Here is a 25,501-nt window from a genome sequence, read left to right as displayed (position 1 = left end):
CCCCCGAGGCCGGAACCCGCGGTTAGGGTCGGAGGTATGAGCACCGGTAGCACTGCGACAGCGCAACAGTTACGGCAGGCACTCGACGGGCCGTGGGGCGATGTCCGGGAGAAGGCCCGCAACGATCTGGCCGACGACCGGTTCCTGGGCGATCCCGACCTGGACCTCCCCGCCGCCCGCGCCCGGGTGCTGGACCAGATGCAGGCCATCGCCGACCTCGGGCTGGCCGAAACCGGGTTCCGCCGCGAGCACGGTGGCACGGGGGAGCCGGGCGCGGCCGTGGTGGGCCTGGAGATGCTGGCCTACGCGGATCTGTCGCTGTGGGTGAAGGCGGGCGTGCAGTGGGGCCTGTTCGGCGGCGCCGTGGAGAACCTCGGCACCGAGCGCCATGCCGACTACATCCGTCGCCTCATCGGGCTGGATCTGCTCGGCTGTTTCGCCATGACCGAATCCGGGCACGGCAGCGATGTCGCCAATCTGGAGACCACTGCCACCTACGATCCGGCGACCGAGGAGTTCGTCGTCCACACGCCCACGCCGTCGGCGCGCAAGGACTACATCGGCGGCGCGGCCGAACACGCCCGGATGGCGGCGGTGTTCGCGCAGCTGCACACCCCCGCGGGCGAACACGGCGTGCACTGCCTGCTGGTGCCGATCCGCGACGACGCCGGTAACGATCTGCCCGGCGTCACCACCTCCGACTGCGGTCGTAAGGGCGGACTCCCGGGCGTGGACAACGGCCGGATCGTGTTCGACCACGTCCGGATACCGCGAGAGAACCTGCTCAACCGCTACGCCGATGTAGACCCGGACGGCACCTACCACTCCGAGATCGACAATCCGAGCCGGCGGTTCTTCACCACTCTCGGGACCCTGGTCCGCGGCCGCGTCAGCGTGGGCGGCGCGGCGGCCGCCGGGGCCCGCGTCGCGCTCGCCATCGCACTGCGGTACTCGCTGAAACGCCGCCAGTTCGGTAATCCGGACGACGGCGGCGAAACCCTGCTGCTCGACTACCGGATGCACCAGCGGCGGCTGCTGCCCCTGCTGGCCCGCTCCTACGCGCTGGCCTTCGCGCAGAACGACCTGGTCCGCCGGATGCACCTGGTGCAGACCGGTCAGGACCTCGACCCGAACGCCCAGCGCGCGCTGGAGAAACGCGCCGCGGGCCTGAAGGTGGCTCAGACCCGGCACGCCACCCGTGCCATCCAGGAATGCCGCGAGGCCTGCGGCGGCGCCGGGTATCTGACGGAGAACCGGCTGGTCACGTTGAAGGCCGATACCGATGTGTTCACCACCTTCGAGGGCGACAACGTCGTGCTCACCCAGCTGGTGGCGAAGGAGATCCTCACCGCCTACGCCGACGAGGTGCGCGATCTCGACGCGCTGGGCTGGGTGCGTTTCGCGGCCACCATGGCCGGGGACGTGGTGCGCAAACGTTCGGGTGTGCGCCAGCTGATCCAGACCCTGCGTGATCGCAGCGGGGAAACGGTCGACGAGGGCGATCTCGGCAAACGGGCCACCCAGCTGCAGTTGTTCGCCGACCGCGAGGACTACCTGACCCGTACCGCCGCGCACCGGTTGCGGGCGCGGGCCGAGGAGACCGGCCCGTTCGAGGCGTTCAACAACGCGCAGGACCATATCCTGGCCGCCGGTGCGGCCCATATCGACCGGCTGGTGCTGGAGGCGTTCATCGAGGGGATCGCCGATATCGAGGACGAGCAGGCGCGCACGCTCGCGGAAACGGTCTGCGATCTGTTCGTGTACTCGCTGCTGGAGGAGAATTCCGCCTGGTACATCATGCACCGGTTCATCTCGGTGGAGCGCGCCAAGGCGGTGCGCCGCGGAGTGAACGAGCTGGTCGACCGGCTCCGCCCGGAGGCGCCCACCCTGATCGAGGCGCTGGGGGTGCCCGAATCGTTGCTGAACGCGGCGATGCTCGACGACGCCAGCGTGTACGAGCGGCAGTAGGGGCATCCCGGCGGGCCGGGGCCGGGGCCGGCGCCGGTCAGCGGGGGCGGTCTCCGATGGCCCGGCGGGCGCGGACCGTGGCCCAGAACAGCGCGGCGGCGAGTGCGACGCCCGCCGCCGCGCCGCCGGCGATATCGGTGGCCTCGTGGTAGTCGAGGGCGATCATGCCCACCGCGCCCACTCCCAGGGCGAGGCTGGCGAGCGCCACGGTCACCAGGCGCGCCCGGACCGAACGCAACAGCAGCACCACGGTCGTCACCAGCGACACCAGATGCACGGTATGGCCGCTGGGATAGGCCAGATAGTCGTGCAGTGGCCGGCTCCACCCGGGTTTCAGGGCCCAGGTGTTGATCGCCACCGCGATCTCGGGCACCAGCACCACGGTCGCCGCCTCCCACCACTTGCGCTGCCAGGCGAACAGGGCGACCGCCGCGCACAGCAGCGCGAGCACCACCCCGGTACTGCTCGCCAGCGCCAGGACCTCGGCCAGCCAGGGCCGGGAGTCCAGGCGGGGGTGGATGCGCCCGCTGACCGCCAGGTCGAACGTGGTCGGGCCGCCACCGGGCGGGAAGGTCAGCGGAATCGCCGCCGTCGCGGCAGCGCCGGCCGCCGTCACCGCGACGGTTGCCGGGGTGCCCGGTGACCCGCCCGTGTGGCCGCGCGGATGAGCTCGCGGTGGATCGGCCGGGCGTCCGGCCGATCCGGAGTGCTGCGCACGGGAGCGGTGCCGCGGATCCGGGCGGCCGCCGCCCGGGCAGCGGGAAGGTCCGGTGGACCGGTCCGCGGGCAGCGGATCCGGCGTACCGGGTGCGATGCTCACCGGCCGACCCCAACCATCGCCCACGCGCGGTGGACAGGTCGTGTGACCGATCCGGCGCGACCGGGCTCAGCCGGGACCATAGGAGAGGAAGGCGGCGAGTACGAACCAGATCATCCAGGCCACCGCGACGAACATGCCGAGCGCGAAGGCCGCCCGCATGACCGCCCGGCCGAAATCGATATCGCCGACTTCCCGGGGGTAGAGCCGCCACGGGCTGTACCACGGTGCGCGGAAGCGCCGCCCCGCCAGATCGCGTTCGGCGAGGGCCAGGTCCTCGGCGTACTGCTCGGCCTCGGCCTGGGCGGGGCCACCGTGCCACAGGGTCACATCGATGGGTCCCAGGAACCCTTCCTCGAGCAGCCGCTGCGGTGCGGGTAGATACGGCAGCATTCCCATGCCGCGGAACGCCACCGCCACATCGTTGGCGGTCCACCGGTGTGATTCACGTTCGGCGAGCACCCCGAAGTAGTGGCGCAGGCGATCGCCGTCGTCGCCGAGGATCACATCGAAGCTCGGATCGTGCACCTTCTGATCGATGTGGATCGGCGCGCGCTGCAGCGGCACGATCAGCGCGACACCGTGCACGGCGCGCTGGCCGAGTCCGCGTGCGGCCAGCCAGCTCTGCAGGGCGAAGGTGTGTTCACGGGACCGTTCGAGCAGGGACCGGTCGTCCTCGGCCACCAGTTCGGCCCGGACCCCGTTCAGCGTCCACTCCCCGGTGAGCGGCACCTGCAGGGTGCCGCCGCGTTCGGAACGCAGCCCGGCGACATCGATGACCACGCAGCTGGTGGGCGTCCAGACCACCGCGTCGAACCGATACGTCCCGTCGTGATGGACCAGGGCGCAGTTGACCGTCGCCACCCCGTGCGGGCTGGACTCGCTGTCCCAGCCGGTGAGCCAATCGACCAGGGCCCGTTCGGCAACGCTGTCGGTGCTGTTCTGAATCTGCACGAGCATGGTGACCGCCCTTCGCATCCGATCCGAGGCCGCGTCCGACCCGAGGTGATGGCGGCGCCGGTCGCGCGGCGCACCCTGTCGAAACTACCGGTCCGGGTCCTCGCTCGGAAGTTTCCCGGCACGAACCGCCGCGACGAGTTCGTCGTGATCGGCCTCGGTGCGGTCGGCGTAGCGTACGGCGAATTCGGTGACCGCCTCGTCGAAATCCTCGTTGTCACCGAGATATCCGCTGATCAGCCGCGGGTCCAGGGACCGGGCGTGGGCGCGGGCGAGCAGCGCGCCGGCGAGGCGGCCGTAGTCGTCGAGGTCGTGGGGATCCAGCTCCTCGGGCGCGATCCCGCCTTTGAGATTGCGGAACTGGCGCACGATGAACGGCAGTTCCCGGCTGCCGCCGCCGGGTTGCGGCACGGCCATCGTCGTCCAGCCGAGCAGGATATCGGTCTCGGTCTGGACCAGCCTGGCGCCCTGCACGATTCGCCGGCCCTCGTGCTCGGCCGGTGCGATCCCGAGGACGGGCGCCAGCGCCGAGGGCGCCGCCTGTTTGAGTTGCAGAACCAGGACCTCACCCGAATTGCCGTGGAGCAGTGCGACATAGCTGTGGAATCCGACACTTCCGGTTCCCACGACCCGGAAGGCGATATCGCCCACGGCGAACCGTGCCAGCAAACCCTGCCGGGATTCGCGCAGGGTTTCGCCGTAGCGTTCCAGGGCGTCGATCGCGGCGTCCTCGACCTCAGGGGTCACCGTGGTGAGGATCGGCGGATCACTCACGAAATGATGACTCTCGATACCGGTTTCGTGGTCGTCGAGATGGGTCCACTTCTTGACGACCTTCTCGCTGTCATTCTTGCGGGCCTTCTTGGCGGCCTTCTTGAAGTTGTCCAGCAGATCATCGGCCTCGACGCGGTCGAGGATGGATTCGTCGGCCAGCGCCGACCAGGATTTCAGGAACGGCCGTTCGGCGAGTACCCCGACGGCGCGGCGATAGGTGCGGACGGCGTCGGCCGCGGCGGTCCGGCATTCCTCCTCGTCCGCGCCGCCCACGCGGCCCGCCAGCACCAGGCTGGCCGCGAGCCGTTCCAGATCCCATTCCCAGGGCCCGGCCACGGTCTCGTCGAAATCGTTGATATCCATCACGATCTCGCCGCGCGAGGTGCCGTACAGGCCGAAATTGGCGGCGTGGGCGTCACCGCAGAGCTGAGCGAGGAAACCGGTATCCGGGCTACCCGCCAGATCGTGTGCCATCAATCCGGCGGCGCCCCGGTAGAACGCGAACGGTGAGGCGGCCATCCGGGCGATGCGCAGGGGTATCAGGTGCTCGAGCCGGCCGCGGCCGGAGGACTCGATGAACTCGAGCACCGACGGCCGGCCCTCGGTCCGCACCGGCCGGTCGCGGGCCGAATGCGGAATACGCGCGCGGACCGACTCGCCCCGGGCGAGGATCTCCTCGGCAGGAGTGTACGAGCGCAGGGTGATACGACTGTTCGGCACCTGATAACGGTACCGAGGTTCCCAGGTAACGGCGCGCTTCCGTGTACCCGTGGACCACCGGCGGCCGTAGGCGTCAGCGCGTCGGCGCCGGTTCGATGGGCAGGCGCAGCGCCCCGGGGGCCGTGCCCGGTACCGCCGGATGAGCGGGCGCGACCGGTGCGATGCGGCGATAGGACGTACCGAGCGGGGGTCGCGGATCCCGCTGATTCCGGTTCGGCCAGAAGGCCATCGCGCGCTCGGCCTGGGCGGTGATCGTCAGCGAGGGATTGACGCCCAGATTCGCGGTCACCGCCGAGCCGTCGGCGATATGCAGGCCCGGATGGCCGAAGACGCGCTGGTAGGGGTCCACGACGCCGGTATCGGCGGACTCGCCGATCACACAACCGCCGATGTAGTGCGCGGTGGCCGGGATATCGAAGACGTCGGTGTAGAGCCCGTGGGTGTCGCCGTCGATCTTGTCCGCGAACCGGCGGCCCACCTCGTGCGCCAGCGGTATCCAGGCCGGGTTGGGTTCGCCCGTACCCTGCCGGGTCCGCAGGCCGCCCCGTCGCAGGAACGAGGTGAGGGAATTGTCCAGCGATTGCATCACCAGCAGGATCACCGAGCGTTCGGAGGCCCGGCGGGCATCGAAACTGCGCAGGAAGACCACGGGGTGCGTGAGCGCGGCCAGCAGGAAGCGCAGGAACCGGAACGCCCCACCGTCGACCACCGGCGCCGACAGCGGGAACAGGGCGTTCTGTCCCTTCCCGTAGTGACACACCTCTATATGGGTGTTCGGTTCCGGATGGATCGAGGAGGTGATGGCGATGCCCTCGGCGAGATCGCGCCGGGCGCGGCTCACCACCGCGAGGATGGCCTCGGAATTACTGCGGGTCAGCTCGCCCAGGCGCGGCGACAGGGCGGGCAGCACGCCCCGGTCGCGCATCCGGTGCAGCAGCTTCTGGGTGCCCAGGGCCGCACCGGCGAACACCACCTGTTCGGCGGTGAAAGTGCGCCGGTTCCGGCGCAGCAGGCGATCGGGACGCTCGGTGTCCACGGCGTAGCCCCCGCCGGGGAGTGGCCGGACCGCGGTGGCGGCGGTGAGCGGGTGTACGGCTGCGCCGGCCTGTTCGGCGAGATGGAGGTAGTTGGTGGTGGTCGTGTTCTTGGCGTTGTGCGGGCATCCGGTGAGGCAGCGGGCGCAGTGCACGCAGCCGCGGCGGCGGGGCCCGGCGCCGCCGAAGTACGGATCCGGGACCTCCGCGCCGGGATCGTCCTCGTTGAAGAACACCCCGACCTCGGTCGGGTGGAAGGTCGCGGCCACGTCCATATCGGCGGCCACCTCCCGGATCACCTCGTCGGCCGGGGTGATCCGGGGATTGGCCGCCACCCCGAGCATCCGCCGGGCCTGGTCGTAGTAGGGAGCCAGTTCGGCCCGCCAGTCGGTGATATGGGCCCACTGGCGGTCGGTGTAGAAGTCGGCGAGGGGTTCGTAGAGGGTGTTGCCGTAGATCAGGGACCCGCCGCCGACACCGGCGCCGGAGAACACCGCGCAGGTGCCGAGCAGGCTGATCTGCTGCGGTCCGGTGCAGCCGAGTTTCGGAGCCCAGATGGAACGCCGGAGGTTCCAGTTGGTCCGGGGCAGCGATTCGGGATCCCAGCGCCTGCCCGCTTCCAGCACTCCGACCCGGTATCCCTTCTCGGTCAGCCGCAGCGCGCTCACACTGCCGCCGAATCCCGAACCGATGACCACGACGTCGTAGTCGAACTCCGGCATGCTGTTCCTCTCACCCGAACCAACGATGAGATACTTTCACACTCATTCATTCATCGAATGACACGCGGGGTGCGCTGGCGCGGGCGGGCCGCCATACGGTAAGCACTTGCTCTGTGATGAGCGATTCGGGAACCGGCGGTTCCGATACCGCGGCATCGGAACCGGATCGCGCGGGCGCGGCCGGGCCGGTGCTGTCGGACCGCCTGCTCACCGTGCCCAACGTCCTGAGCGTGCTGCGGCTGGCCGGTATTCCCGTCTTCCTGTGGCTACTGCTCGTCGAGCACGCCGACGGCTGGGCCTTCACCCTGCTGATCCTCAGCGGGGTCACCGACTTCCTGGACGGCAAACTCGCGCGGCTGCTGGACCAATCCTCGCGGCTCGGCGCGCTCCTGGACCCGCTCGTCGACCGGCTCTACCTCGTGACCACGCTGGCCGCCTTCGTGGTCCGGGGTCTGATCCCCTGGTGGGTGGCGGCGCTGCTGATCGGCCGCGATCTGGTGCTGAGTCTCACGCTGCGGGTCTACCGCCGCCGCGATCTCGACCCCCCCGAGGTCATCTACCTCGGAAAGGCCGCCACCTTCGCCCTGATGTCGGCGCTGCCGTGGCTGCTGGCCGGAGAGATGGACTGGGTGGGAGACGGTTTCGGCCGGGCCTTCGGTGGGGCACTGCTGATCTGGGGCACGGCGGTCTACATCTGGACCGGGCTGCTGTATCTCGGCCGGGCCGTCGCGGTCGCGCGGGCGATACCCCCTACCGGGGGAGATTCGCACGGTTCCCCGGGCCGGGAGACCGGCGCGGCGGATCACGACGGGCTCGCATAGAGTTGCGGGCATCGTGCACGACGACACGAGGAAAGGACACCACGTGAACCGGGCTCCGGAGGATCTGCGTTACACCGCGGAACACGAATGGGTGCGTCGTATCGAGCCCACCCGGGTCCGGGTCGGGATCACCGATTACGCCCAGTCGCAACTCGGTGACGTCGTGTTCGTGCAGCTGCCCGAAACCGGCGCCGATGTCGCCGCCGGGGACAGCATCGCAGAGGTCGAATCGACCAAGAGCGTTTCCGATATCTACGCTCCACTGCGCGCGAAAATCGTTGCGGTGAATCAGGAATTGGAGGCGACGCCGGAAACGCTGAATACCGATCCCTACGGTGACGGGTGGTTGTTCGAACTCGAGGTGGACGACGCGTCCGCACTGGAATCGAGTCTGGGTGAACTACTCGACGCCGCAGGTTATCAAGGAGTTATCGGGGGCTGATCCAGCCTTCCCGGTTCTACCTGCACGGGCGAGGCCCGGCAGGGTACGGTCAATGCCAACGGATGTGCCGCCCGGAGTCGGGGCCACCGAGCCACGTCGCACGCGGCACCTGCCTGCATGGTTTATGAGGTTCGAGGAGGAGAGAAACGGTGAGCGAGAACAAAGACCCGGGTTACGGGGAGACCGCGGCCGAGACGACGTCGGTCTTCCGCGCGGATTTCCTGAACGAGGTCGACGCATCGCGCTCCGGCGAGCCGACCGGCGAACAGCCGGTGCAGGGTGTTGAGGGTCTTCCGGTCGGCGCGGCGCTGCTGGTCGTCAAGCGCGGTCCGAACGCGGGTTCGCGGTTCCTGCTGGATCAGCCCACCACGTCGGCGGGCCGCCATCCCGACAGCGATATCTTTCTCGACGATGTCACCGTCAGCCGCCGCCATGCCGAATTCCGGCAGGACGAGGATTCGTTCCAGGTCGTCGATGTGGGCAGCCTCAACGGCACCTACGTCAACCGGGAGCCGGTGGACTCCTCGGAACTGCAGAACGGCGACGAGGTCCAGATCGGCAAGTTCCGGCTGGTCTTCCTCACCGGCCCGCGCACCCAGGAGGCCGGTTCCGCGGCCGGTGCGGGCAGTCTGTGAACAGGTGATGATCGGTGCGCCGGTCCGGGTGATCGGCGCTTCGGCGTGAAAGACTCGAGGTCATGACAGGCGCGGCGCAGCAGTGGGCGCACGGAGGTATGTCGATCGGCTCCGTGCTCGATCTGCTGCGACCGGATTTTCCTGATATCACCATTTCCAAGATCCGTTTCCTCGAAGCGGAGGGCCTGATCCGGCCCGAACGCACTCCTTCCGGTTATCGCCGGTTCTCGGTCGCCGACTGTGAACGTCTGCGGTTCGTCCTCACCGCCCAGCGCGACCAGTACCTGCCGCTGAAGGTGATCAAGGAGCAACTCGAGGCGATCGACAGCGGAGCGGCCACGCTCGGGGTGCGCGAAGCCCGCGCCCGGGCCCGGGCGGTACCGCCGGAACCGGAGCCCGCCGGGGGCGGTGCGGATACCGGGCCGCGCCCGCCGCGCCGGCTCGGGGTGCCGCCGGGCCGTGTCTCCGCGGACGAGTTCGAATTCGATCACGAGATCCGGGTGACGCGTGCGGATCTGCTCGACCGGGCCGGGATCGACGAGAAGTTCCTCACCGATCTGATCCGTGCGAATCTGATCACACCCGGGCCCGCGGGATTCTTCGACGCCGACGCCGTCACCTTGGCGACCACGGCGAAGGCGATGGCCGAATTCGGTTTGGAGGCCCGGCATCTGCGAGCCTTCAAACTCGCCGCCGACCGGGAGGCGGCGCTGGTGGCCCAGATCGCCGCACCGATAGCCAAGAGCCGCGATGCCGGGGCCCGGGCGCGGGCGGAGGAGACGGTGCGTGAACTCGCTGCGCTGTCGCTCACCCTGCACGCGAGCCTGGTGAAGGCCTCGGTGCGCAATTCCCTCGGCGGCTGACCGGCGGGCCGCCGCCCCGTCGGTGATCGCGCCGGATCGGCGCTGACCTGGGGTGGAGGCATCGCATGCTACGTCCGTGGCAACACACCGATTCCGGTGTTCCGCAGCGATCGCGGCGGCGCCGGAAGTTCGCCTAGACTCGTAGTACGGCGGGTCCAGTATCGGCGAGGGCGGACGGCCGGGGAGTATGGGAGGCAGTGCGATGAGCGAAATGCGCGTGATCGGCATCCGGGTCGAGCAGCCACAGAACCAGCCCGTCCTGCTGCTGCGGGAGGCGGAAGGGGAGCGTTATCTGCCCATCTGGATCGGGCAGGCCGAGGCCACGGCGATCGTGCTCGAACAGGAGGGCGTCACACCGATCCGGCCCCTCACCCACGACCTGATAAAGATCTTGATCACAGATCTGGGTCATACCCTCGAGGAGGTCCATATCGTGGACCTGAAAGAGGGCACGTTCTACGCCGACCTGGTCTTCGAGAACGAGGTCCGGGTATCGGCCCGGCCGTCGGATTCGGTGGCCATCGCGCTGCGTGTCGGCTGCCCCATCTACGCCGCGGAATCGGTTCTCGAGGAGGCCGGCCTGGTGATGCCGGACGAACGCGAGGACGAGGTCGAAAAGTTCAAGGAGTTCCTCGAGTCGGTATCTCCCGACGATTTCAAAGCGACCGATAGTTGAGCAACCCGACTTTTTTCTAGACCTCAACTACAGGTCGAGACTATTACCGCGCGTCGCGTTTGGACGGCACTGCTGCGGCCGAGAGAATGGGAAGAGTAGCCTCATAGTCGACGCCGGGCCGTCGGCTACGAGGCACAGATCGGCGGAGCAAGGGAGTAGTTCAGTGGCAGAGCATATGCGGGATATGCAATCGGAAGTGGGCCCGCCTCGGCGCTACGAAATACAACCCGGATTGTTCCCCGACGATTCGGTTCCCGACGATCTGGTCGGATACCGGGTGCCCACGGCATGTCAGGTGGCGGGGATCACTTATCGGCAACTGGACTACTGGGCGCGCACCGGGCTGGTCGTGCCGTCCATTCGTAGCGCGGCCGGTTCCGGAAGCCAGCGGCTGTATTCCTTCAAGGACATCCTGGTCCTGAAAATCGTCAAACGTCTGCTCGACGCGGGTATTTCGTTGCAGAACATCCGCATCGCGGTCGATCATCTGCGTAGTCGCGGTGTGGAGGATCTGGCGAATATCACGCTGTTCTCCGACGGCACCTCGGTATACGAATGCACCTCCCCGGAAGAAGTCGTCGATTTACTGCAGGGCGGGCAGGGCGTTTTCGGAATAGCCGTGAACAGTGCCATGCGCGAACTCACCGGGGATATCGCCGCGTTTCCCGCCGAGCGGGCTTCGGAGACCAGCGAGCGACCCGAGGACGAACTCTCCTACCGGCGCAAGGCCCGGCTGACCCGTAAGACCGGGTAGCCCGACGTTCGATACCCGCCCCGGTGCGATGAGGCCGAGGACACACCCGGGGGAGTGCGCGTTGGTCCAGGCCAGCGGGCTAAAATAGCCGGGCGTCGTAGCCGTGCGGGAGAGTCCCGGATCCGAGCGGATTCCGGGCGCCGAAGGAGCAGCACCTCCCCGTCAATCTCTCAGGCACCAGGACCGTGCGGGAACCGGCGCCTCTGGAAAGTGGTGGCTGCGGGCCACCCGCCCAAGGTGAAAGGCGGCCGGGCCGCCGAAGCTCTCAGGCGCCGCGACAGAGGGGGAGGGCCCTGCGTCGGCCGTACGGCCGGCCATCCGTAACCAGGGAGCCGTGGTGACCCAGAGCTTCGCAGACCGGCACGTAGGACCCGACGGCGACGAGTTCGCGCGCATACTCGCCGCGATCGGTATCGGCTCGGCCGAGGAATTGGCGGCCGCCGCACTGCCCGCCGGAATCCGCGACGAGGATCCGCCGGCAGGACTGCCCGCCCCGGGCAGCGAACACGAGGTGCTGGCCGAACTGGCCGCGCTCGCCGCCTCCGATACGGTCGCGACCTCCATGATCGGGCTCGGCTACTACGACACCCTCACTCCGCCCGTGCTGGTCCGCAATCTGCTGGAGAATCCGGCCTGGTACACCGCCTACACGCCGTACCAGCCGGAGATCAGCCAGGGCCGGCTCGAAGCGCTGCTGAACTTCCAGACCATGGTCACCGATCTGACCGCGATGGATGTCGCCAACGCCTCGATGCTGGACGAGGCCACCGCGGCCGCGGAAGCGATGACCCTGATGCGCCGCGTCGACCGCGGCGGCAGTCCGCGGCTGGTGGTCGACACCGATCTGTTCCCGCAGACGCGAACCGTCCTGGAAACCCGTGCGGAACCGCTCGGTATCGAGATCGTGGAGGCGGATCTGGCGGGTGCGGGCCTGCCCGACGGCGATTTCTTCGGCGTCCTGCTCCAGGTGCCCGGCGCGTCGGGGCGCGTCGTGGACTGGTCCGGGATCATCTCGCGGGCCCACGATCGGGGTGCGCTGGTCGCGGCCGGCGCCGATCTGCTCGCACTCACGCTCGTCACCCCGCCCGGTGAGCAGGGCGCCGACGTGTGCTTCGGCACCACCCAGCGCTTCGGGGTGCCGATGGGCTTCGGCGGACCGCACGCCGGCTACCTCGCGGTCCGCACCGCGTACGCCCGTCAGCTGCCGGGCCGCCTGGTGGGCGTCTCCAAGGACGCCGACGGGGCCCCGGCCTACCGGCTGGCGCTGCAGACCCGGGAGCAGCACATCCGCCGGGAGAAGGCGACCTCCAATATCTGCACCGCGCAGGTGCTGCTGGCGATCGTCGCCGGGATGTACGCCTGCTACCACGGCGCGGACGGGCTGCGGGCGATCGCGCGCCGGGTCCACGGTCATGCCGAACAGGTGGCCGCCGCCCTCGGTGAGGCGCTGGTACACGACACCTATTTCGATACCGTGCTGGCCCGGGTCCCGGGCCAGGCGGAGAACGTCGTCGCGAAAGCCGCGGCCCGCGGCGTCAACCTGCGGCTGGTGGACGCGGATCAGGTGGCCGTGGCCTGTGACGAGGCCACCACCGACGAGCATGTGGCGGCGGTACTGGACGCGTTCGGCGTCGCCCCGGCCGAGCCGGTGTGCGCGGGAATCGTGAACCGGACCTCGGAGTTCCTGACCCATCCGGCGTTCACCCGCTACCGGACCGAAACCGCGATGCTGCGTTACCTGCGGGCGCTGTCGGACAAGGACATCGCCCTGGACCGCAGTATGATACCGCTCGGCTCCTGCACCATGAAACTCAATGCCACCGCCGAGATGGAACCCATCACCTGGCCCGGTTTCGCCCGGTTGCACCCGTATGCGCCGGCGGCCGATACACCAGGCCTGCGGCAGATCGTCGCCGACCTCGAGCGCTGGCTCGCCGAGATCACCGGCTACGACTCGGTGAGCCTGCAGCCGAACGCCGGCAGCCAGGGCGAGTACGCGGGCCTGCTGGCCATCCGGCGCTACCATCTGGATCGCGGTGATACGAACCGTGACACCTGCCTGATCCCGTCCAGCGCGCACGGCACCAACGCCGCCTCGGCCGCGATGGCCGGTCTGCGCGTGGAAGTGGTGAAATGCCGCGCCAACGGTGATGTCGATCTCGACGATCTGCGCGCCAAGATCGCCGATCACGCCGAACGGCTGGCGTGCATCATGATCACCTATCCGTCCACGCACGGCGTGTACGAGCACGAGGTCGCCGAACTGTGCGCCCTGGTGCACGATGCGGGCGGTCAGGTCTACGTCGACGGCGCGAACCTCAACGCACTGGTCGGGCTGGCCCGGCCGGGCCGGTTCGGCGGCGACGTCAGCCACCTGAACCTGCACAAGACCTTCTGCATCCCGCACGGCGGCGGTGGTCCGGGGGTGGGTCCGGTGGCGGTGCGCGCGCACCTGACGCCGTATCTTCCCGGCGATCCGCTCCAGCGCGGATCGCACGCGGTTTCCGCGGCGAACTACGGATCGGCCTCGATCCTGCCGATCACCTGGGCCTATATCCGGATGATGGGAGCCGGGGGGCTGCGCCGCGCGACGCTCACCGCGATCGCCTCGGCGAACTACCTGGCCCGCCGCCTCGGCGAGCACTATCCGGTGCTGTACACCGGCGAGAACGAGATGGTCGCCCACGAATGCATCCTCGACCTGCGCGGGATCACCAGGGATACCGGTGTGACCGTCGACGATGTGGCCAAGCGCCTCGCCGATTACGGGTTCCACGCGCCCACGATGAGTTTCCCGGTGGCGGGCACCCTGATGGTGGAGCCGACCGAAAGCGAGAATCTCGCCGAACTGGACGATTTCGTGGAGGCCATGATCGCCATCCGCCGCGAGATCGACCGGGTGGGGTCGGGGGAGTGGCCGGTGGCGGACAGCCCGCTGCGCAACGCCCCGCATACCGCCGCGAGCCTGGTCGCCGACTGGAATCATCCGTACAGCCGTGAGGTGGCGGTGTATCCGCGCGGGTCGGCCCATCCGCGCCCGAAGGTGTGGCCGGCGGTGCGGCGGATCGACGGTGCGTTCGGTGACCGCAATCTGGTGTGCACCTGCCCGCCGCCGGAGGCCTTCGCCGACTAGGGCCACTGCGCGGGAAACGCCCGGCCCGCGGGCCGGGCGACCGCGTCAGGGTGTGGTGAGCGCTCCCACCATCGCGGTACCGAAGGCGAGATCGTTACTACTCGGCAGCACCGTGTAACTGCCGCCGGTCCGCTCGGTGAGGGTGCGCAGGCCCTCGGTCCCGGATCCGCCGACGACGATGACGTCGACCCGGATCGGTTTCGCGGGATCGCCCGCGTTCTCGATACCGGCCAGCAGATCGGCGTCACCGGTCCCCGAATCGTCCTCGGGCCCGTCGGTGACCAGCAGGATCGAATTGGTGCGGTCGGCCGCGTACCCCTCGACGGCGCTCCGATAGGCCGCCAGCAGTGCCGGATAGCATTCGTCGGTCTCGGCCGCCGTGGTCTCGATCGAACCCAGCGATCCCATGAGTGTGCTGCGCTGGGCGTCGCCGAGCTCGGCGGTATCGGCGATCACCTCGTACGGATTCGAGCCGTCGACATCTTTGCCGAAAGTCCAGATACCCAGACCGAATTCGGGCGGCATGACGTTGAGCGTGGAGGCCAGCGCGCCGACGGTGTTGTTCAGCCGGGTCAGATCCCCTTCTGTGGTGTTCATCGAGGCGGAGACATCGAGCAGGGCCGTCGCGTGCACGCCCAGGACCGGCGAGTGCAGCACCTGCCGGAGCCGGTCCAGTGCGGCGCGGGGAGGTACCGGGGCGGGATCGGCCGGTGGCGCGGCGAAGCCCGCCGCGACCAGGTCGCGCTGCTGTTCCGGTTTACGCAGATAGTCGGCGAACAGTCCGGCCATCAGGTTCTGGGTCTTGTCGACCCACGGACCGGACATGAGTGCCGCCGGATAATCCGCGACCGGTGCCGCGCCGGCGGGAACGTAGAAGGTGGTGCTGCCGTTGGCGGCGAGCCGGCGCTGGGTCACCGGTACGGCGTGTACCGCGGCCTCGGCCGGCGCGGCGCCGGTCAGGGAGGTCAGGGCGGCCGAGGCGTCCACGGCCTCCGGTGCGGCGGAGGCCAGGCCGGAAACCGCCGACAGGGTCTGGCCGGCCGCGGTGGCCTCCTCGGTCAGCGGTTCGGTTCCCGAGACGGCGCCCGCGACCGCGGCGGCGACCGCGAGGGTCGTATCGCCGGGCGGCATCGCGAGTTTCAGGCCGTCCCAGCCGGGCAGGCCGATCTGTTCGAGTGAACCCTGTTGCAGCCGGGGGAGGTCCACCCAGGAGGTCTGGGTCGCGGCGAGCGCGTGCCGCAGCACCTCGGGAACGGCCAGCACGATCGGGCTGGAGGCGATCGATCGTGGAGCGCCCTCGATGAGGCCCGGCACCCGCATGGACTCGACCTGGCGGCCGGACTCCGGAATCCACAGGGCCGGGCGCGGTCCGAGAGCCGGATCCCAGGTGGCGGTGGACCGGAAGGCGGCCACCATATCGGTGGCCGGGCGTTCGGTGATGACGACCTTCGCGCAGTGATCGCGCACCACCGGCCGGGTCTCGTTGTACCGGGCGGCGATGGTGCGCACCGGATCGGCGATCTCCGGATCGACCGTGACATCCAGGACGGCCTCGCCTTCGACGCAGGCACCCGAGGCCGCGGCGCCGGACGAACCGGCCGATTGCGGGCGCAATTGCGTCCAGCCGACGACGAGGACGATCAGGACCACAACCACCACCGCGGCGATCACCGGTCCCTTGCTGATTTCCCGGGAGGAGCCGGTGCTGCGATGGGTACCCACGAGCAGTCAGTCTAGGGAGCGGTACCCGGTCGCGCCGCCTCACGGTCACGACTGTGGGGCCGTGCGTATCCACACGGCCCCACGGCATCGCGGCGGGTCTCCCGCCCGTTATTCCCGGATCATCTTTCCCCGGTCGAATTCGTGCCCGCCCCACACACCGGACTGACCGGTCCGTTCGGCGAACCCACGGCAATCCGGCCGGATCGGGCACCGGCCGCACACCTGACGCGCGTACTCGAAGTCCTGCGACGGGTAGGGAAACCACGCCTCGTGGTTCGGGTCACCGCGGCAGGCGGCGCGATGCCAGCCACGGCTGTCGGACATCGGCAGCAGATCTGCCAGAATTTCGACGGTCATCTCGATCCCTCCTCTCGCGGATCGCCTTGGTGGTCGCGGCCAGGTGCTTCCACACCCGCCGCTGTTCACGTACCAGGGGTTCGGGCGCACGCGGCTCCCAGAGCAGTCGCATCCCCGCCTCCTCGGGGGTGCGGTCGGCCTTGGCGGTATTACAGGGCGCACAGCACGCGACGAGGTTGTCCCAGGTGTTGGGTCCGCCGCGGCTGCGCGGGCGGATATGGTCCACCGTCGGGGCCCATTCGCCGCAGTAGCCGCACCGGTTGCCGTCCCGTCGCAGGATCGCGGCGTGGGTGGCCCGGCCGCCCGGGGCGCGGACGGTGATATGGGCCAGGTACCGGTAGCGGACCAGCCGGATCGTCTCCGGCAGCATGATCTCGGCATGCTGCGAGCGGATCGGGAAATACGGCCGGCGGATCACCACCGATTCGGCGGCACCGCTCGTCACCAGCACGACCGCCCGGTCGGCGGCGACCCGGTCCAGCGCCTCGTAGGCGGCGTTGAGCACCAGGACGCGGCTGCGTATCCAATTGTCGGGAGTGAGAGTCGCCGGTTCGGCGACAGCGGATATCGACATGGGTATCACCAGGTTTCGACGGCCGGGGACAGCCCGGAACTCCGGGAAGGAAGAGGGAGGCGAACGGTCAGCGGCGCCGCGGGAGGAGCAGGTCGATCACGGGATCGCTGCCGCTTTTCGGCTGCCGCGCCGATTCGGTACCGGTGTTCATCGACCGGTTCGTGCGTAGGCACTGTCGCGATATGGTGCCGGGCTCGACGGCATCGGCCGGTGCGACTGGATACAAGACCACTCCTCCCTTCTGGATATCGGCGGCCCGCCCTGACGGCCGGCCGGCTGGAATCCATGGTGGCACAGCCGGGTAGCGCTTGTCGGCCCATTTTTCCGCGCCCGGCGGCGGGTGGGGTCGCCGCCGGGCGCGTAGCCCGCCGCCGGGTGGCCCGCGGCGACGGTCCGGACGTGCGGACCGGTGGGCGCGGAATCGGCGTAGAGTCCGGTGCCGGCACCGGCACCCCACCGGCGCGCTCACCCGGCGACCGGCGTACCGCTACCGGTCGGTAACATAAACATCGACTTTCCACCAGGCATTCGCGGAAGTGAGGCAAGTAGATGACAGAGCGGAAACAGGTCGGCGGGCTCCAGGTTGCCACCGTTCTCCACGACTTCGTAGAGAACGAGGCTTTGCCCGGTACCGGCGTCGATTCCGCCGCGTTCTGGGCCGGCGCCGAGCGGATCATCACCGAGTTCGCCCCGCGCAACCGGGCCCTGCTGGCCGAACGCGACGAAATCCAGGGCAAGCTCGACGCCTGGCACGGCGAACACGCGGGCGCGGGCTACGACAAGGCGGCGTACAAGCAGCTACTCGTCGATATCGGCTATCTGCGGCCCGAACCGGCCGATTTCTCCATCGGCACCACCGGCGTCGACGCGGAGATCAGCAGCACCGCCGGACCGCAGCTCGTGGTGCCGGTGAGCAATGCCCGTTTCGCCATCAACGCCGCGAACGCGCGCTGGGGTTCGCTCTACGACGCGCTCTACGGCACGGACGCCGTTCCGGAGACCGGCGGTGCCGAGAAGGGGACCGGATACAACAAGGTCCGCGGTGACAAGGTCATCGAATGGGCCCGCAACTTCCTCGACGATTCGGTCACCCTGATCACGGGCTCGCATATCGGTTCGACGTCGTACGCGATCGTCGACGGTGAACTCGAGGTCGGCCTCGAGGACGGCACCGCCATCGGACTGGCCGACGCCGGGCAGCTGATCGGCTATATCGGCGACCCCGCCTCGCCCAGCGCGATCCTGCTGAAGAACAACGGGCTGCATATCGAGATCCAGATCGACCCGGAATCGCCGATCGGCAGCACCGACTCCGCCGGAATCAAGGATGTGGTGCTCGAATCCGCCGTCACCACCATCATGGACTTCGAGGACTCGGTGGCCGCGGTCGACGCCGAGGACAAGACGCTGTGCTACCGCAACTGGCTGGGCCTGATGAAGGGTGACCTCGCCGAAGAGGTCACCAAGAACGGCAAATCGTTCACCCGCACCATGAACCCGGACCGCGTGTACACCGCGCTGGACGGGTCGGAGCTGGCGGTCCACGGCCGGTCCCTGCTGTTCGTGCGCAATGTCGGTCATCTGATGACCAGCGACGCGATCCTCGACGCCGAGGGCAACGAGGTGCCCGAGGGCATCCTGGACGGCATCCTCACCTCGCTGATCGCCAAGCATTCGCTGCGCCCGGATGTGGCGCTGACCAACAGCCGCACCGGCTCGGTCTACATCGTTAAGCCCAAGATGCACGGTCCCGACGAGGTCGCGTTCGCCAACGATCTGTTCGCGGCGGTGGAGGATGTTCTCGACCTGCCGCGCAACACCCTCAAGGTCGGCATCATGGACGAGGAGCGCCGCACCACCGTCAACCTGAAGGCGTGCATCAACGCCGCCGCCGACCGCGTGGTGTTCATCAACACCGGGTTCCTGGACCGCACCGGCGACGAGATCCACACGTCGATGGAAGCGGGTCCGATGATCCGCAAGGCGGAGATGAAGACCCAGCGCTGGATCCTCGCCTACGAGGACTGGAACGTCGATACCGGTATCGCGGCCGGACTGCCGCACAAGGCCCAGATCGGCAAGGGTATGTGGGCCATGCCCGATCTGATGGCCGGGATGCTCGAGCAGAAGATCGGCCATCCGAAGGCCGGCGCCACCACCGCGTGGGTTCCCTCGCCGACCGCCGCCACGCTGCACGCCACCCACTACCACCTGGTGGATGTGTTCAAGCGGCAGGCCGAGATCGCCAAGGGCGGCGCCCGCGCGAGTGTCGACGATATCCTGCAGATCCCGCTGGCCGCCGACCCGGACTGGAGCGACGCGGACAAACAGCAGGAGCTGGACAACAATTCGCAGTCCATCCTCGGCTATGTGGTGCGCTGGATCGACCAGGGCGTCGGATGCTCCAAGGTTCCCGATATCTCCGATATCGCGCTGATGGAGGATCGCGCCACCCTGCGGATCTCCAGCCAGCTCATGGCCAACTGGCTGCGCCACGGTGTGGTCACGGCCGATGAGGTGGTGGCCAGCCTGGAGCGGATGGCTCCGGTGGTGGACCGGCAGAACGCCGGGGACGCCGCCTACCGCCCGATGGCGCCCGATTTCGCCGGGAGCGTGGCCTTCCAGGCGGCCAAGGAGCTGATCCTGGAGGGCACCGCGCAGCCGAACGGCTACACCGAGCCGATCCTGCACCGCCGTCGCCGGGAGGCCAAGGCCCTGGCGGCCAAGAACGGTTCCTGACCCGCCGATACCCGATGCTGCCCCCGGCTCCCGCGAGCCGGGGGCAGCGCCGTTTCCGGGGCGCGGGGGTCCACCGTGGAATGCCCGGGACCCCCGGTGTGGTTGCCCGGAGTATGAAGGTTTTGATCGTGTACGCGCACCCGGAACCCGATTCGCTCACCGGGGCACTGAAAGACGTGGCCGTCGAGCAGTTGCGGGCCGACGGTCACCAGGTCCGGGTCAGCGACCTCTACGCCATGGGCTGGAAAGCGCAGGCCGACGCGGCGGATTTCGGTGACGTGGCGGAAACGAACTTCATGCTCGCCTCCGGCGAGGCCTACGACAGCGGGACCCTGGGCGCCGATATCCGGGCCGAACAGGAGAAACTGCTGTGGGCGGATACCGTGCTGCTGCACTTCCCGCTGTGGTGGTTCTCCATGCCCGCCATCCTGAAGGGCTGGGTGGATCGGGTGTTCACCTGCGGATTCGCCTACGGCGCGGGCGGAATCGCGATTCCGCGCTACGGTGACGGCATCCTGGCGGGCCGGCGGGCGATGCTCGTGGTGGCGATCGGCGGACGGGAGCCGGCCTACTCCGAGCGCGGAATCAACGGGCCCCTCGACGATCTGCTGTTCCCCATCCACCACGGGATCCTCTACTACCCGGGAATGGATGTCCTCGAACCCTTCGTGGTGCACGGTGCGATCGGCGTGGACGACGAACGATTCGCGGAGATCAGCACCGATTTCCGGAAGCGGATCGGGGCATTGGAGCAGCTCGCGCCAATCGCCTACCGGCGGCAGGCCGGCGGCGACTACGATCGCCGGCTGCGGCTCGAACCCGGGCGCGAAAGCGCCGGATCGACCGGTTTCGGATTGCATATCGCGTCCTGAACCGCCCGCGCGCCCGCATACGCTGATGTGTTGTGCCACTTCGCCACCGGCGGGTGGTCTCCGCGGGTTGCCGGAGTGTTGCGACCCCGGGTGGTGATAGGTCGTGGCACCGCGCTGTCGGTGCCGTCACTCGCGGCGGCCGGAACGGGTCCTCGGGCTGCGTGCGATACAGCGTGGGGCTAGCTTGGTCGGGAAGCGACACCCGTACTTGGGGTTCGAGACATTCGGCCCCGCCCGATGGAGGAAATCTTGCGCGTCCTGCTGGTCGCCAGTGCTTTCAACAGCCTCACCCAGCGCGTCCACACCGAACTGCGCCGCCGCGGACATACGGTCGGGGTGGAGTTGGCGCTCGGCGACGATCTGCTGCGGGCCCGGGTGGCCCGGTTCCGGCCGGAGCTGATCCTGGCGCCGATGCTCACCAGCGCGATTCCGGAAGACATCTGGACCGAATACCCGGTGCTGATCGTGCATCCCGGACCGATGGGCGACCGGGGGCCGTCCTCGCTCGACTGGGCGATCGCCACCGGTGCGCGGGAATGGGGCGTCACCGTCCTGCAGGCTGTCGAGGAGATGGACGCCGGGCCGATCTGGGCCTCGGTGCCCTTCCCCGTCGCGGCGTGCGGGAAGAGCGAGCTCTACCGCAACGAGGTCTCCGATGCCGCGGTCGCGGCCGTACTGCTGGCGGTCCAGCGATTCGCCGACGGCACATTCGAACCCGAACCGCTGGACTACGAACGCCCGGACGTGCGGGGCCGGTTGCGGCCCTACCACTCCCAGGAGAACCGGCGGATCGACTGGGCCTCCGAGAACACCGAGGACGTGCTCCGGAAACTCCGCGCGGCCGATTCCCAGCCGGGCGTGCTCGACCAGTTGTTCGGCCGGGAGTACTTCGTGCACGGCGGGCACCGGGAAGACCGGCTGCGCGGCACTCCGGGCGCGGTGATCGCGACCCGCGACGGCGCCATCTGCCGGGCGACGGTGGACGGGGCGGTCTGGTTGCCGCAGCTGCGTGCCCGTCGCACGCCCGGCGGCCCGAAAACCTTCAAACGCCCCGCCGTGGACGCACTGGGCGCCGATCTGCCACCCGAGGTCCCCGAGGCGCCGGTGACACCGGCCGAGGCGGCGGTGCGCGACACCTGGTCGGAACTGCGCTACCACGAACAGGGTTCGGTGGGATACCTCGAATTCGCTTTCGCCGGTGGCGCGATGAGCACCGCCCAGTGCCGGCGCCTGCTCGCGGCGTACCGGCAGGCCTGCGCTCGCCCGATCCGGGCGCTGGTGCTGGGCCCGGATCGGGATTTCTTCTCCAACGGGATCCATCTGAACGTCATCGAGGCGGCCGAGGATCCCGCCGAAGAGTCCTGGCAGAACATCAACGCCATGAACGATCTGGTCGAAGCGATCCTGACCACGACCGACATCCTGGTGATCTCGGCGCTCGCGGGTAACGCCGCCGCCGGGGGTGTGATGCTGGCCCTGGCCGCCGACGAGGTGTGGTGCCGGGAATCGGTGGTGCTCAACCCGCACTACCGGCTGATGGGTCTGTACGGCTCGGAGTACTGGACCTACTCGCTGCCGCGCCGGGTGGGCACGGCCGAAGCCGCCCGGCTCACCCGGGAGCCGCTGCCGGTCGGGGCGGCCGACGCCGGTGCGATGGGTCTCGTGGACCGGGTCGTGCCGGGCGCGACCCAGCGATTCCGAGACTGGGTCCGGCGGGAGGCGGCCGCACTGGCCGATTCGCCCGAGCTGGCCGAACGGCTGACCGCCAAGAAACAGCGGCGCGAGGCGGACGAATCGGTCAAACCGCTGGCGCGGTACCGGGCCGAGGAGCTGGCGCAGATGCGACGGAATTTCTTCGACGAGGGCGAGGCGTACCACGGGCTGCGGCGGAACTTCGTCTACAACGTGGCACCACCGGCCACTCCGGCCTACCTGCTCGGGTGACCCGGACATTCCGGCCAGTAGCCCAGTTGTGACATCAAGTGGCGACCGCGGGGCCCCGTGGGGTGAAATTTTTACTCTGCAGCCCGGTGTGGGCGCGTCGAACTACTGTCCACGAGGCCGTAGTTCGGAAATCGACGATTACAGCGGAGTAGAGACGTGCTACACCTCGAGCACTTCAGCAACGGCTGGGTGACTCCTGTCCTTGCGTTTTGCATCTCGTTCATCGGATCGGTGCTGGGCCTGCGGTGTGCCGTGCGCGCCCGGACCGCCCAGCCCGCCATCGGCTGGCTCGTCGCGGCGGCCGTCGCGCTGGGCGGCGCCGGTATCTGGGTCATGCATTTCACCGCGATGCTCGGTTTCACGATCGACGGGACGAGCATCCGCTACGACATGCCCATGACGCTGCTGAGCGCGGCCATCGCGATCGTGGTGGTGCTGGCCGGACTGGCCATCGTCGTACGCGGGCACCGGGAGACGATCGCCCTGCCGCTGGGCGGCGCGGTCACCGGTCTCGGCGTCGCGGCCATGCATTATCTGGGCATGGCCGCGATGAACAGCGGGGCCTCGATGCACTACGGCGTCGGCCTGGTCCTGCTGTCGCTGGTGATCGCGGTGGTGGCCGCGACGGCCGCGCTGTGGTTCATGCTGCACGTCCAGGGCTGGGGTAACACCATCGGCGCGGGCCTGATCATGGCCGTCGCGGTCTGCGGGATGCACTACACCGGTATAGCGGCCATGAGCGCGCATCACGGTGACCACCTCGGAACTCCGGAGGGTGCCGCCCCCGTCGAGCTGCTCACGCCGCTGCTCACCACGGTCGCGCTGGTCGTGGTCGGGCTGGTGGTCCTGGTCGGCGTCGCCGAGCTCGAGGTTCGCAGTATCGCCGTCGCCGGGCCCGCTCCCGATGCCGAGGACGTCGGCACCCTGACCACCGATCCGGCGACGCTGGCACTGAGCGGGCGCCAGTGGCCCCGCCAGCCGCTGGACTAAGCGCGGGCCGGTTGTCGCAGTCGTGACAGCGACCCCCGGCCCCGGTTGTCGGATCCGGGGACGACGTCCTAGTCTGGGCGGCCGTATCTGCAAGCCGAAGTGAAGGACTAGCTCGAATGGGTAGTACCGCGCTCGATATCGCCGCGCTGATCGTGCAGCGAGCCGGGGAATTCTGGAATTGGGTGGCCACCGGGTCGGCGGGATTCCCGCCGCTGTGAGCCGCTGAGCGACAGCTGTCCGGAGCCCGGGCGCCCCGTGGGCGCCCGGGCTCCGTCCTGTCCGCGACAGGACGCCTCAGGAGCCCACCACCGACTGCTGGTCCGCCGGCGGCGTATAGGCGGACTCGTCGACACGCAGGACCATGAACCCGTTGTCCGAACAGGTGACGTAGAGGTCGTTACCGCGCCACTCCGGCGGCGACATACACCAGTCGGTGGACACATCGCCGAAGGCGAGTTTCCCGGTGCGCGAGGTGAGCGCCTGGGATGGGTCGAACTGTCCCTCCAGCACCGCGCGGGCCGCGCTGGGCGCCGTCATGGCCGGTATCCCGAGCAGGGAGGCCAGCGCGTGCGGTGAATTCACCAACTCCAGGTTGCGGCCGGTCCGGGCGGGTGGGTTGAAGTACGCGATCTCCCGGATGGCCCCCGGATCCCGGATATCGAACACCCGGATCCCCGAGGACACCCAGCCACAGGCCAGCGCGGTGGGGTTCGCGGGCCGGTCCGCGGTGCAGTAGTGGGATTCGTAGGCGAAGATCGATCCACCCATGGACGAGCCGATATTGCTGTCCAGATTCTGGGGCACATTGATCTCGAGCTTGATCTTCGACACCACCCGGGGATCGGCGTCGTCGGAGACGTCGATGAGTTTCACACCGCCGGATCCGCCCTCGTCGACGGTGTAGATATGGGGCCTGCCGTTGTAGGTGACCGGGATGCTGTGCTGGGTGGCCCAGCCGTCGGACCAGAACATCCGCCCGAGATGATGGACCTGCGGGTTGGGTTCACGCCGCTGCACCGCGCCGATATCGAGAACGGTGACCCCGCTGAGCGCCGACAGGTACAGGCGCGTCCCGTCCGGGCTCACGCCGAACCCGTGCGCGGTGAGCCCGGTGAGACCCTGCCAGATCACCCGCGGATTCGCGGGATCGGTGAGATCGACGGCGCTGAGGAATCCGGGTGTGATCCCGGAGGCCCAGTAGGTGTTGCCGTCGGGGGAGAAGCCGCCCTCGTGGGTGGTGATCGGTAGCGGCATCCCGAGATTCGTGCCGGGGCCGGGATTGAGCAGGCGGGGATGGGCGCAATCGGAGACATCGTAGACCGAGAGATATCCCGCGCCGACGAGCAGCGGAACGCCGGTGCCCACCAGTAGTTTGCGCCGCGTGTTGACCTTCAGGCTCTCCCAGGTACCCGCGACCATCGCGGGTTCGTTGAGGGTCGCCGTCGGGCGGGGATGCGCCGGATCGGAGACGTCGAGGACCTGGACGCCCCCGTTCTGGTGCAGGAGATTCCCGGGAAAGAACGTCCCCATATAGGCGCAGTGGTCGAAGCTGGTCGACGTGATCCCCGCCCCGCGTCCCGGGAACTGCCCGACCATCGACATATTGCAGCGGTAGCCCTGGGTACTGCGCCCGCTGTCGCGATCGGCCGCCGGAACGTCGCCCTGCAACCCGGTTTCCGGAAGTGAACCGGGACCACATTCGGCGCGGGGGACCGAGGTTCGCCCGACGTCGAGGAATTCCCGGACCTGATCGTGGATATCGGATTGCAGATCCGCCTTGGCGCTGCCCGGCAGCAGGACGGCGACAACCGCGATCACCGCGCCGAGAACCGATGCCCTGGTCCGGCGCAGTGTTCCGAAGGGACGCCCCATTGCATCCTCACGCTTCCCGGGCTACCTCGCCCGACCCGGCCGGGACGAATACGGTACACGGTCCCGGAATTGTCCAGTGATGGTAGCGATCCGGGCACCGTCCGGTCCGGGTTTT

The 25,501-nt window shown here is 68.8% G+C and carries 19 protein-coding genes, 1 pseudogene and 2 riboswitches; of the genes and pseudogenes, 12 read left to right on the top strand and 8 right to left on the bottom strand.

Annotated elements, in window-relative coordinates:
- Nucleotides 1-36: 36 nt before the first annotated feature.
- The gene (locus ACZ6SF_RS07345; RefSeq protein ID WP_466061097.1) at nucleotides 37-1,968 is read left to right on the top strand and encodes an acyl-CoA dehydrogenase family protein; all 1,932 of its coding nucleotides are present in this window, start codon (nucleotides 37-39) and stop codon (nucleotides 1,966-1,968) included.
- Between the two features lie 37 nt (nucleotides 1,969-2,005).
- Here the strand turns inward: ACZ6SF_RS07345 and ACZ6SF_RS07340 are convergent, their stop codons facing one another.
- The 4 genes from ACZ6SF_RS07340 to ACZ6SF_RS07325 form a co-directional block, all read right to left on the bottom strand.
- Nucleotides 2,006-2,788 (bottom strand): phosphatase PAP2 family protein, encoded by a 783-nt coding sequence (locus ACZ6SF_RS07340; protein ID WP_466061096.1) that lies wholly within the window; start codon nucleotides 2,786-2,788, stop codon nucleotides 2,006-2,008.
- Nucleotides 2,789-2,854: 66 nt separating this feature from the next.
- Nucleotides 2,855-3,745, bottom strand: a complete 891-nt coding sequence (locus ACZ6SF_RS07335; RefSeq protein WP_466061095.1) for an NERD domain-containing protein — start codon at nucleotides 3,743-3,745, stop codon at nucleotides 2,855-2,857.
- 84 nt (nucleotides 3,746-3,829) lie between these two features.
- Nucleotides 3,830-5,236, bottom strand: coding sequence for a DUF2252 domain-containing protein (locus ACZ6SF_RS07330; RefSeq protein ID WP_466061094.1), 1,407 nt, complete (start codon nucleotides 5,234-5,236; stop codon nucleotides 3,830-3,832).
- 73 nt (nucleotides 5,237-5,309) lie between these two features.
- Entirely contained in the window at nucleotides 5,310-6,992 is a 1,683-nt protein-coding gene (locus ACZ6SF_RS07325; protein ID WP_466061093.1) for a GMC oxidoreductase, read from the bottom strand.
- A 116-nt stretch (nucleotides 6,993-7,108) separates the two neighbouring features.
- Here ACZ6SF_RS07325 and ACZ6SF_RS07320 point away from each other — a divergent pair, with 116 nt between their 5' ends.
- From ACZ6SF_RS07320 to gcvP, 7 genes are all read left to right on the top strand, one after another.
- The gene (locus ACZ6SF_RS07320; RefSeq protein WP_466061092.1) at nucleotides 7,109-7,813 is read left to right on the top strand and encodes a CDP-alcohol phosphatidyltransferase family protein; all 705 of its coding nucleotides are present in this window, start codon (nucleotides 7,109-7,111) and stop codon (nucleotides 7,811-7,813) included.
- Between the two features lie 43 nt (nucleotides 7,814-7,856).
- Complete coding sequence (gene gcvH / locus ACZ6SF_RS07315) at nucleotides 7,857-8,255, top strand: glycine cleavage system protein GcvH (protein ID WP_466061091.1); 399 nt, start codon at nucleotides 7,857-7,859, stop codon at nucleotides 8,253-8,255.
- 149 nt (nucleotides 8,256-8,404) lie between these two features.
- Nucleotides 8,405-8,890, top strand: coding sequence for an oxoglutarate dehydrogenase inhibitor Odhl (gene odhI / locus ACZ6SF_RS07310; RefSeq protein ID WP_030520553.1), 486 nt, complete (start codon nucleotides 8,405-8,407; stop codon nucleotides 8,888-8,890).
- 62 nt (nucleotides 8,891-8,952) lie between these two features.
- Nucleotides 8,953-9,753 (top strand): transcriptional regulator FtsR, encoded by an 801-nt coding sequence (gene ftsR / locus ACZ6SF_RS07305; RefSeq protein WP_466061090.1) that lies wholly within the window; start codon nucleotides 8,953-8,955, stop codon nucleotides 9,751-9,753.
- Nucleotides 9,754-9,955: 202 nt separating this feature from the next.
- Nucleotides 9,956-10,429, top strand: a complete 474-nt coding sequence (locus ACZ6SF_RS07300) for a bifunctional nuclease family protein (RefSeq protein WP_449999496.1) — start codon at nucleotides 9,956-9,958, stop codon at nucleotides 10,427-10,429.
- Between the two features lie 175 nt (nucleotides 10,430-10,604).
- The gene (locus ACZ6SF_RS07295) at nucleotides 10,605-11,183 is read left to right on the top strand and encodes a MerR family transcriptional regulator (protein ID WP_466061370.1); all 579 of its coding nucleotides are present in this window, start codon (nucleotides 10,605-10,607) and stop codon (nucleotides 11,181-11,183) included.
- A gap of 96 nt (nucleotides 11,184-11,279) precedes the next feature.
- Nucleotides 11,280-11,379: riboswitch (glycine riboswitch) on the top strand.
- 4 nt (nucleotides 11,380-11,383) lie between these two features.
- Nucleotides 11,384-11,467: riboswitch (glycine riboswitch) on the top strand.
- Between the two features lie 53 nt (nucleotides 11,468-11,520).
- On the top strand, nucleotides 11,521-14,316 hold the full coding sequence (gcvP, locus tag ACZ6SF_RS07290; protein WP_466061089.1) for an aminomethyl-transferring glycine dehydrogenase: 2,796 nt from the start codon (nucleotides 11,521-11,523) through the stop codon (nucleotides 14,314-14,316).
- 45 nt (nucleotides 14,317-14,361) lie between these two features.
- Here the strand turns inward: gcvP and ACZ6SF_RS07285 are convergent, their stop codons facing one another.
- The 3 genes and pseudogenes from ACZ6SF_RS07285 to ACZ6SF_RS07275 all read right to left on the bottom strand — a co-directional run.
- Nucleotides 14,362-16,038, bottom strand: coding sequence for a VWA domain-containing protein (locus ACZ6SF_RS07285; RefSeq protein WP_466061088.1), 1,677 nt, complete (start codon nucleotides 16,036-16,038; stop codon nucleotides 14,362-14,364).
- 108 nt (nucleotides 16,039-16,146) lie between these two features.
- Nucleotides 16,147-16,395: a WhiB family transcriptional regulator gene (locus ACZ6SF_RS07280; RefSeq protein ID WP_466061087.1), complete on the bottom strand. Its 249-nt coding sequence runs from the start codon at nucleotides 16,393-16,395 to the stop codon at nucleotides 16,147-16,149.
- 34 nt (nucleotides 16,396-16,429) lie between these two features.
- Nucleotides 16,430-16,969 (bottom strand): annotated as a pseudogene (locus tag ACZ6SF_RS07275) (HNH endonuclease); the annotation flags it as partial.
- A 549-nt stretch (nucleotides 16,970-17,518) separates the two neighbouring features.
- Here ACZ6SF_RS07275 and ACZ6SF_RS07270 point away from each other — a divergent pair.
- From ACZ6SF_RS07270 to ACZ6SF_RS07255, 4 genes are all read left to right on the top strand, one after another.
- Nucleotides 17,519-19,708: a malate synthase G gene (locus tag ACZ6SF_RS07270; protein WP_466061086.1), complete on the top strand. Its 2,190-nt coding sequence runs from the start codon at nucleotides 17,519-17,521 to the stop codon at nucleotides 19,706-19,708.
- A gap of 113 nt (nucleotides 19,709-19,821) precedes the next feature.
- Nucleotides 19,822-20,580 carry an NAD(P)H-dependent oxidoreductase gene (locus ACZ6SF_RS07265; RefSeq protein WP_466061085.1) on the top strand — a complete coding sequence of 253 codons (759 nt, stop codon included), beginning with the start codon at nucleotides 19,822-19,824 and terminating at the stop codon, nucleotides 20,578-20,580.
- Nucleotides 20,581-20,817: 237 nt separating this feature from the next.
- Nucleotides 20,818-22,524 (top strand): hydrogenase maturation protein, encoded by a 1,707-nt coding sequence (locus ACZ6SF_RS07260; RefSeq protein ID WP_466061084.1) that lies wholly within the window; start codon nucleotides 20,818-20,820, stop codon nucleotides 22,522-22,524.
- 189 nt (nucleotides 22,525-22,713) lie between these two features.
- Entirely contained in the window at nucleotides 22,714-23,514 is an 801-nt protein-coding gene (locus ACZ6SF_RS07255) for an MHYT domain-containing protein (protein WP_466061083.1), read from the top strand.
- 294 nt (nucleotides 23,515-23,808) lie between these two features.
- Here the strand turns inward: ACZ6SF_RS07255 and ACZ6SF_RS07250 are convergent, their stop codons facing one another.
- Nucleotides 23,809-25,386, bottom strand: coding sequence for an LVIVD repeat-containing protein (locus tag ACZ6SF_RS07250; RefSeq protein ID WP_466061082.1), 1,578 nt, complete (start codon nucleotides 25,384-25,386; stop codon nucleotides 23,809-23,811).
- Nucleotides 25,387-25,501 lie beyond the last annotated feature (115 nt).

The sequence above is a fragment of the Nocardia sp. NPDC049935 genome, from assembly GCF_055586645.1.
Note: the sequence above shows the minus strand (reverse complement) of the source record. Positions and strands in the feature narration are given on the sequence as shown.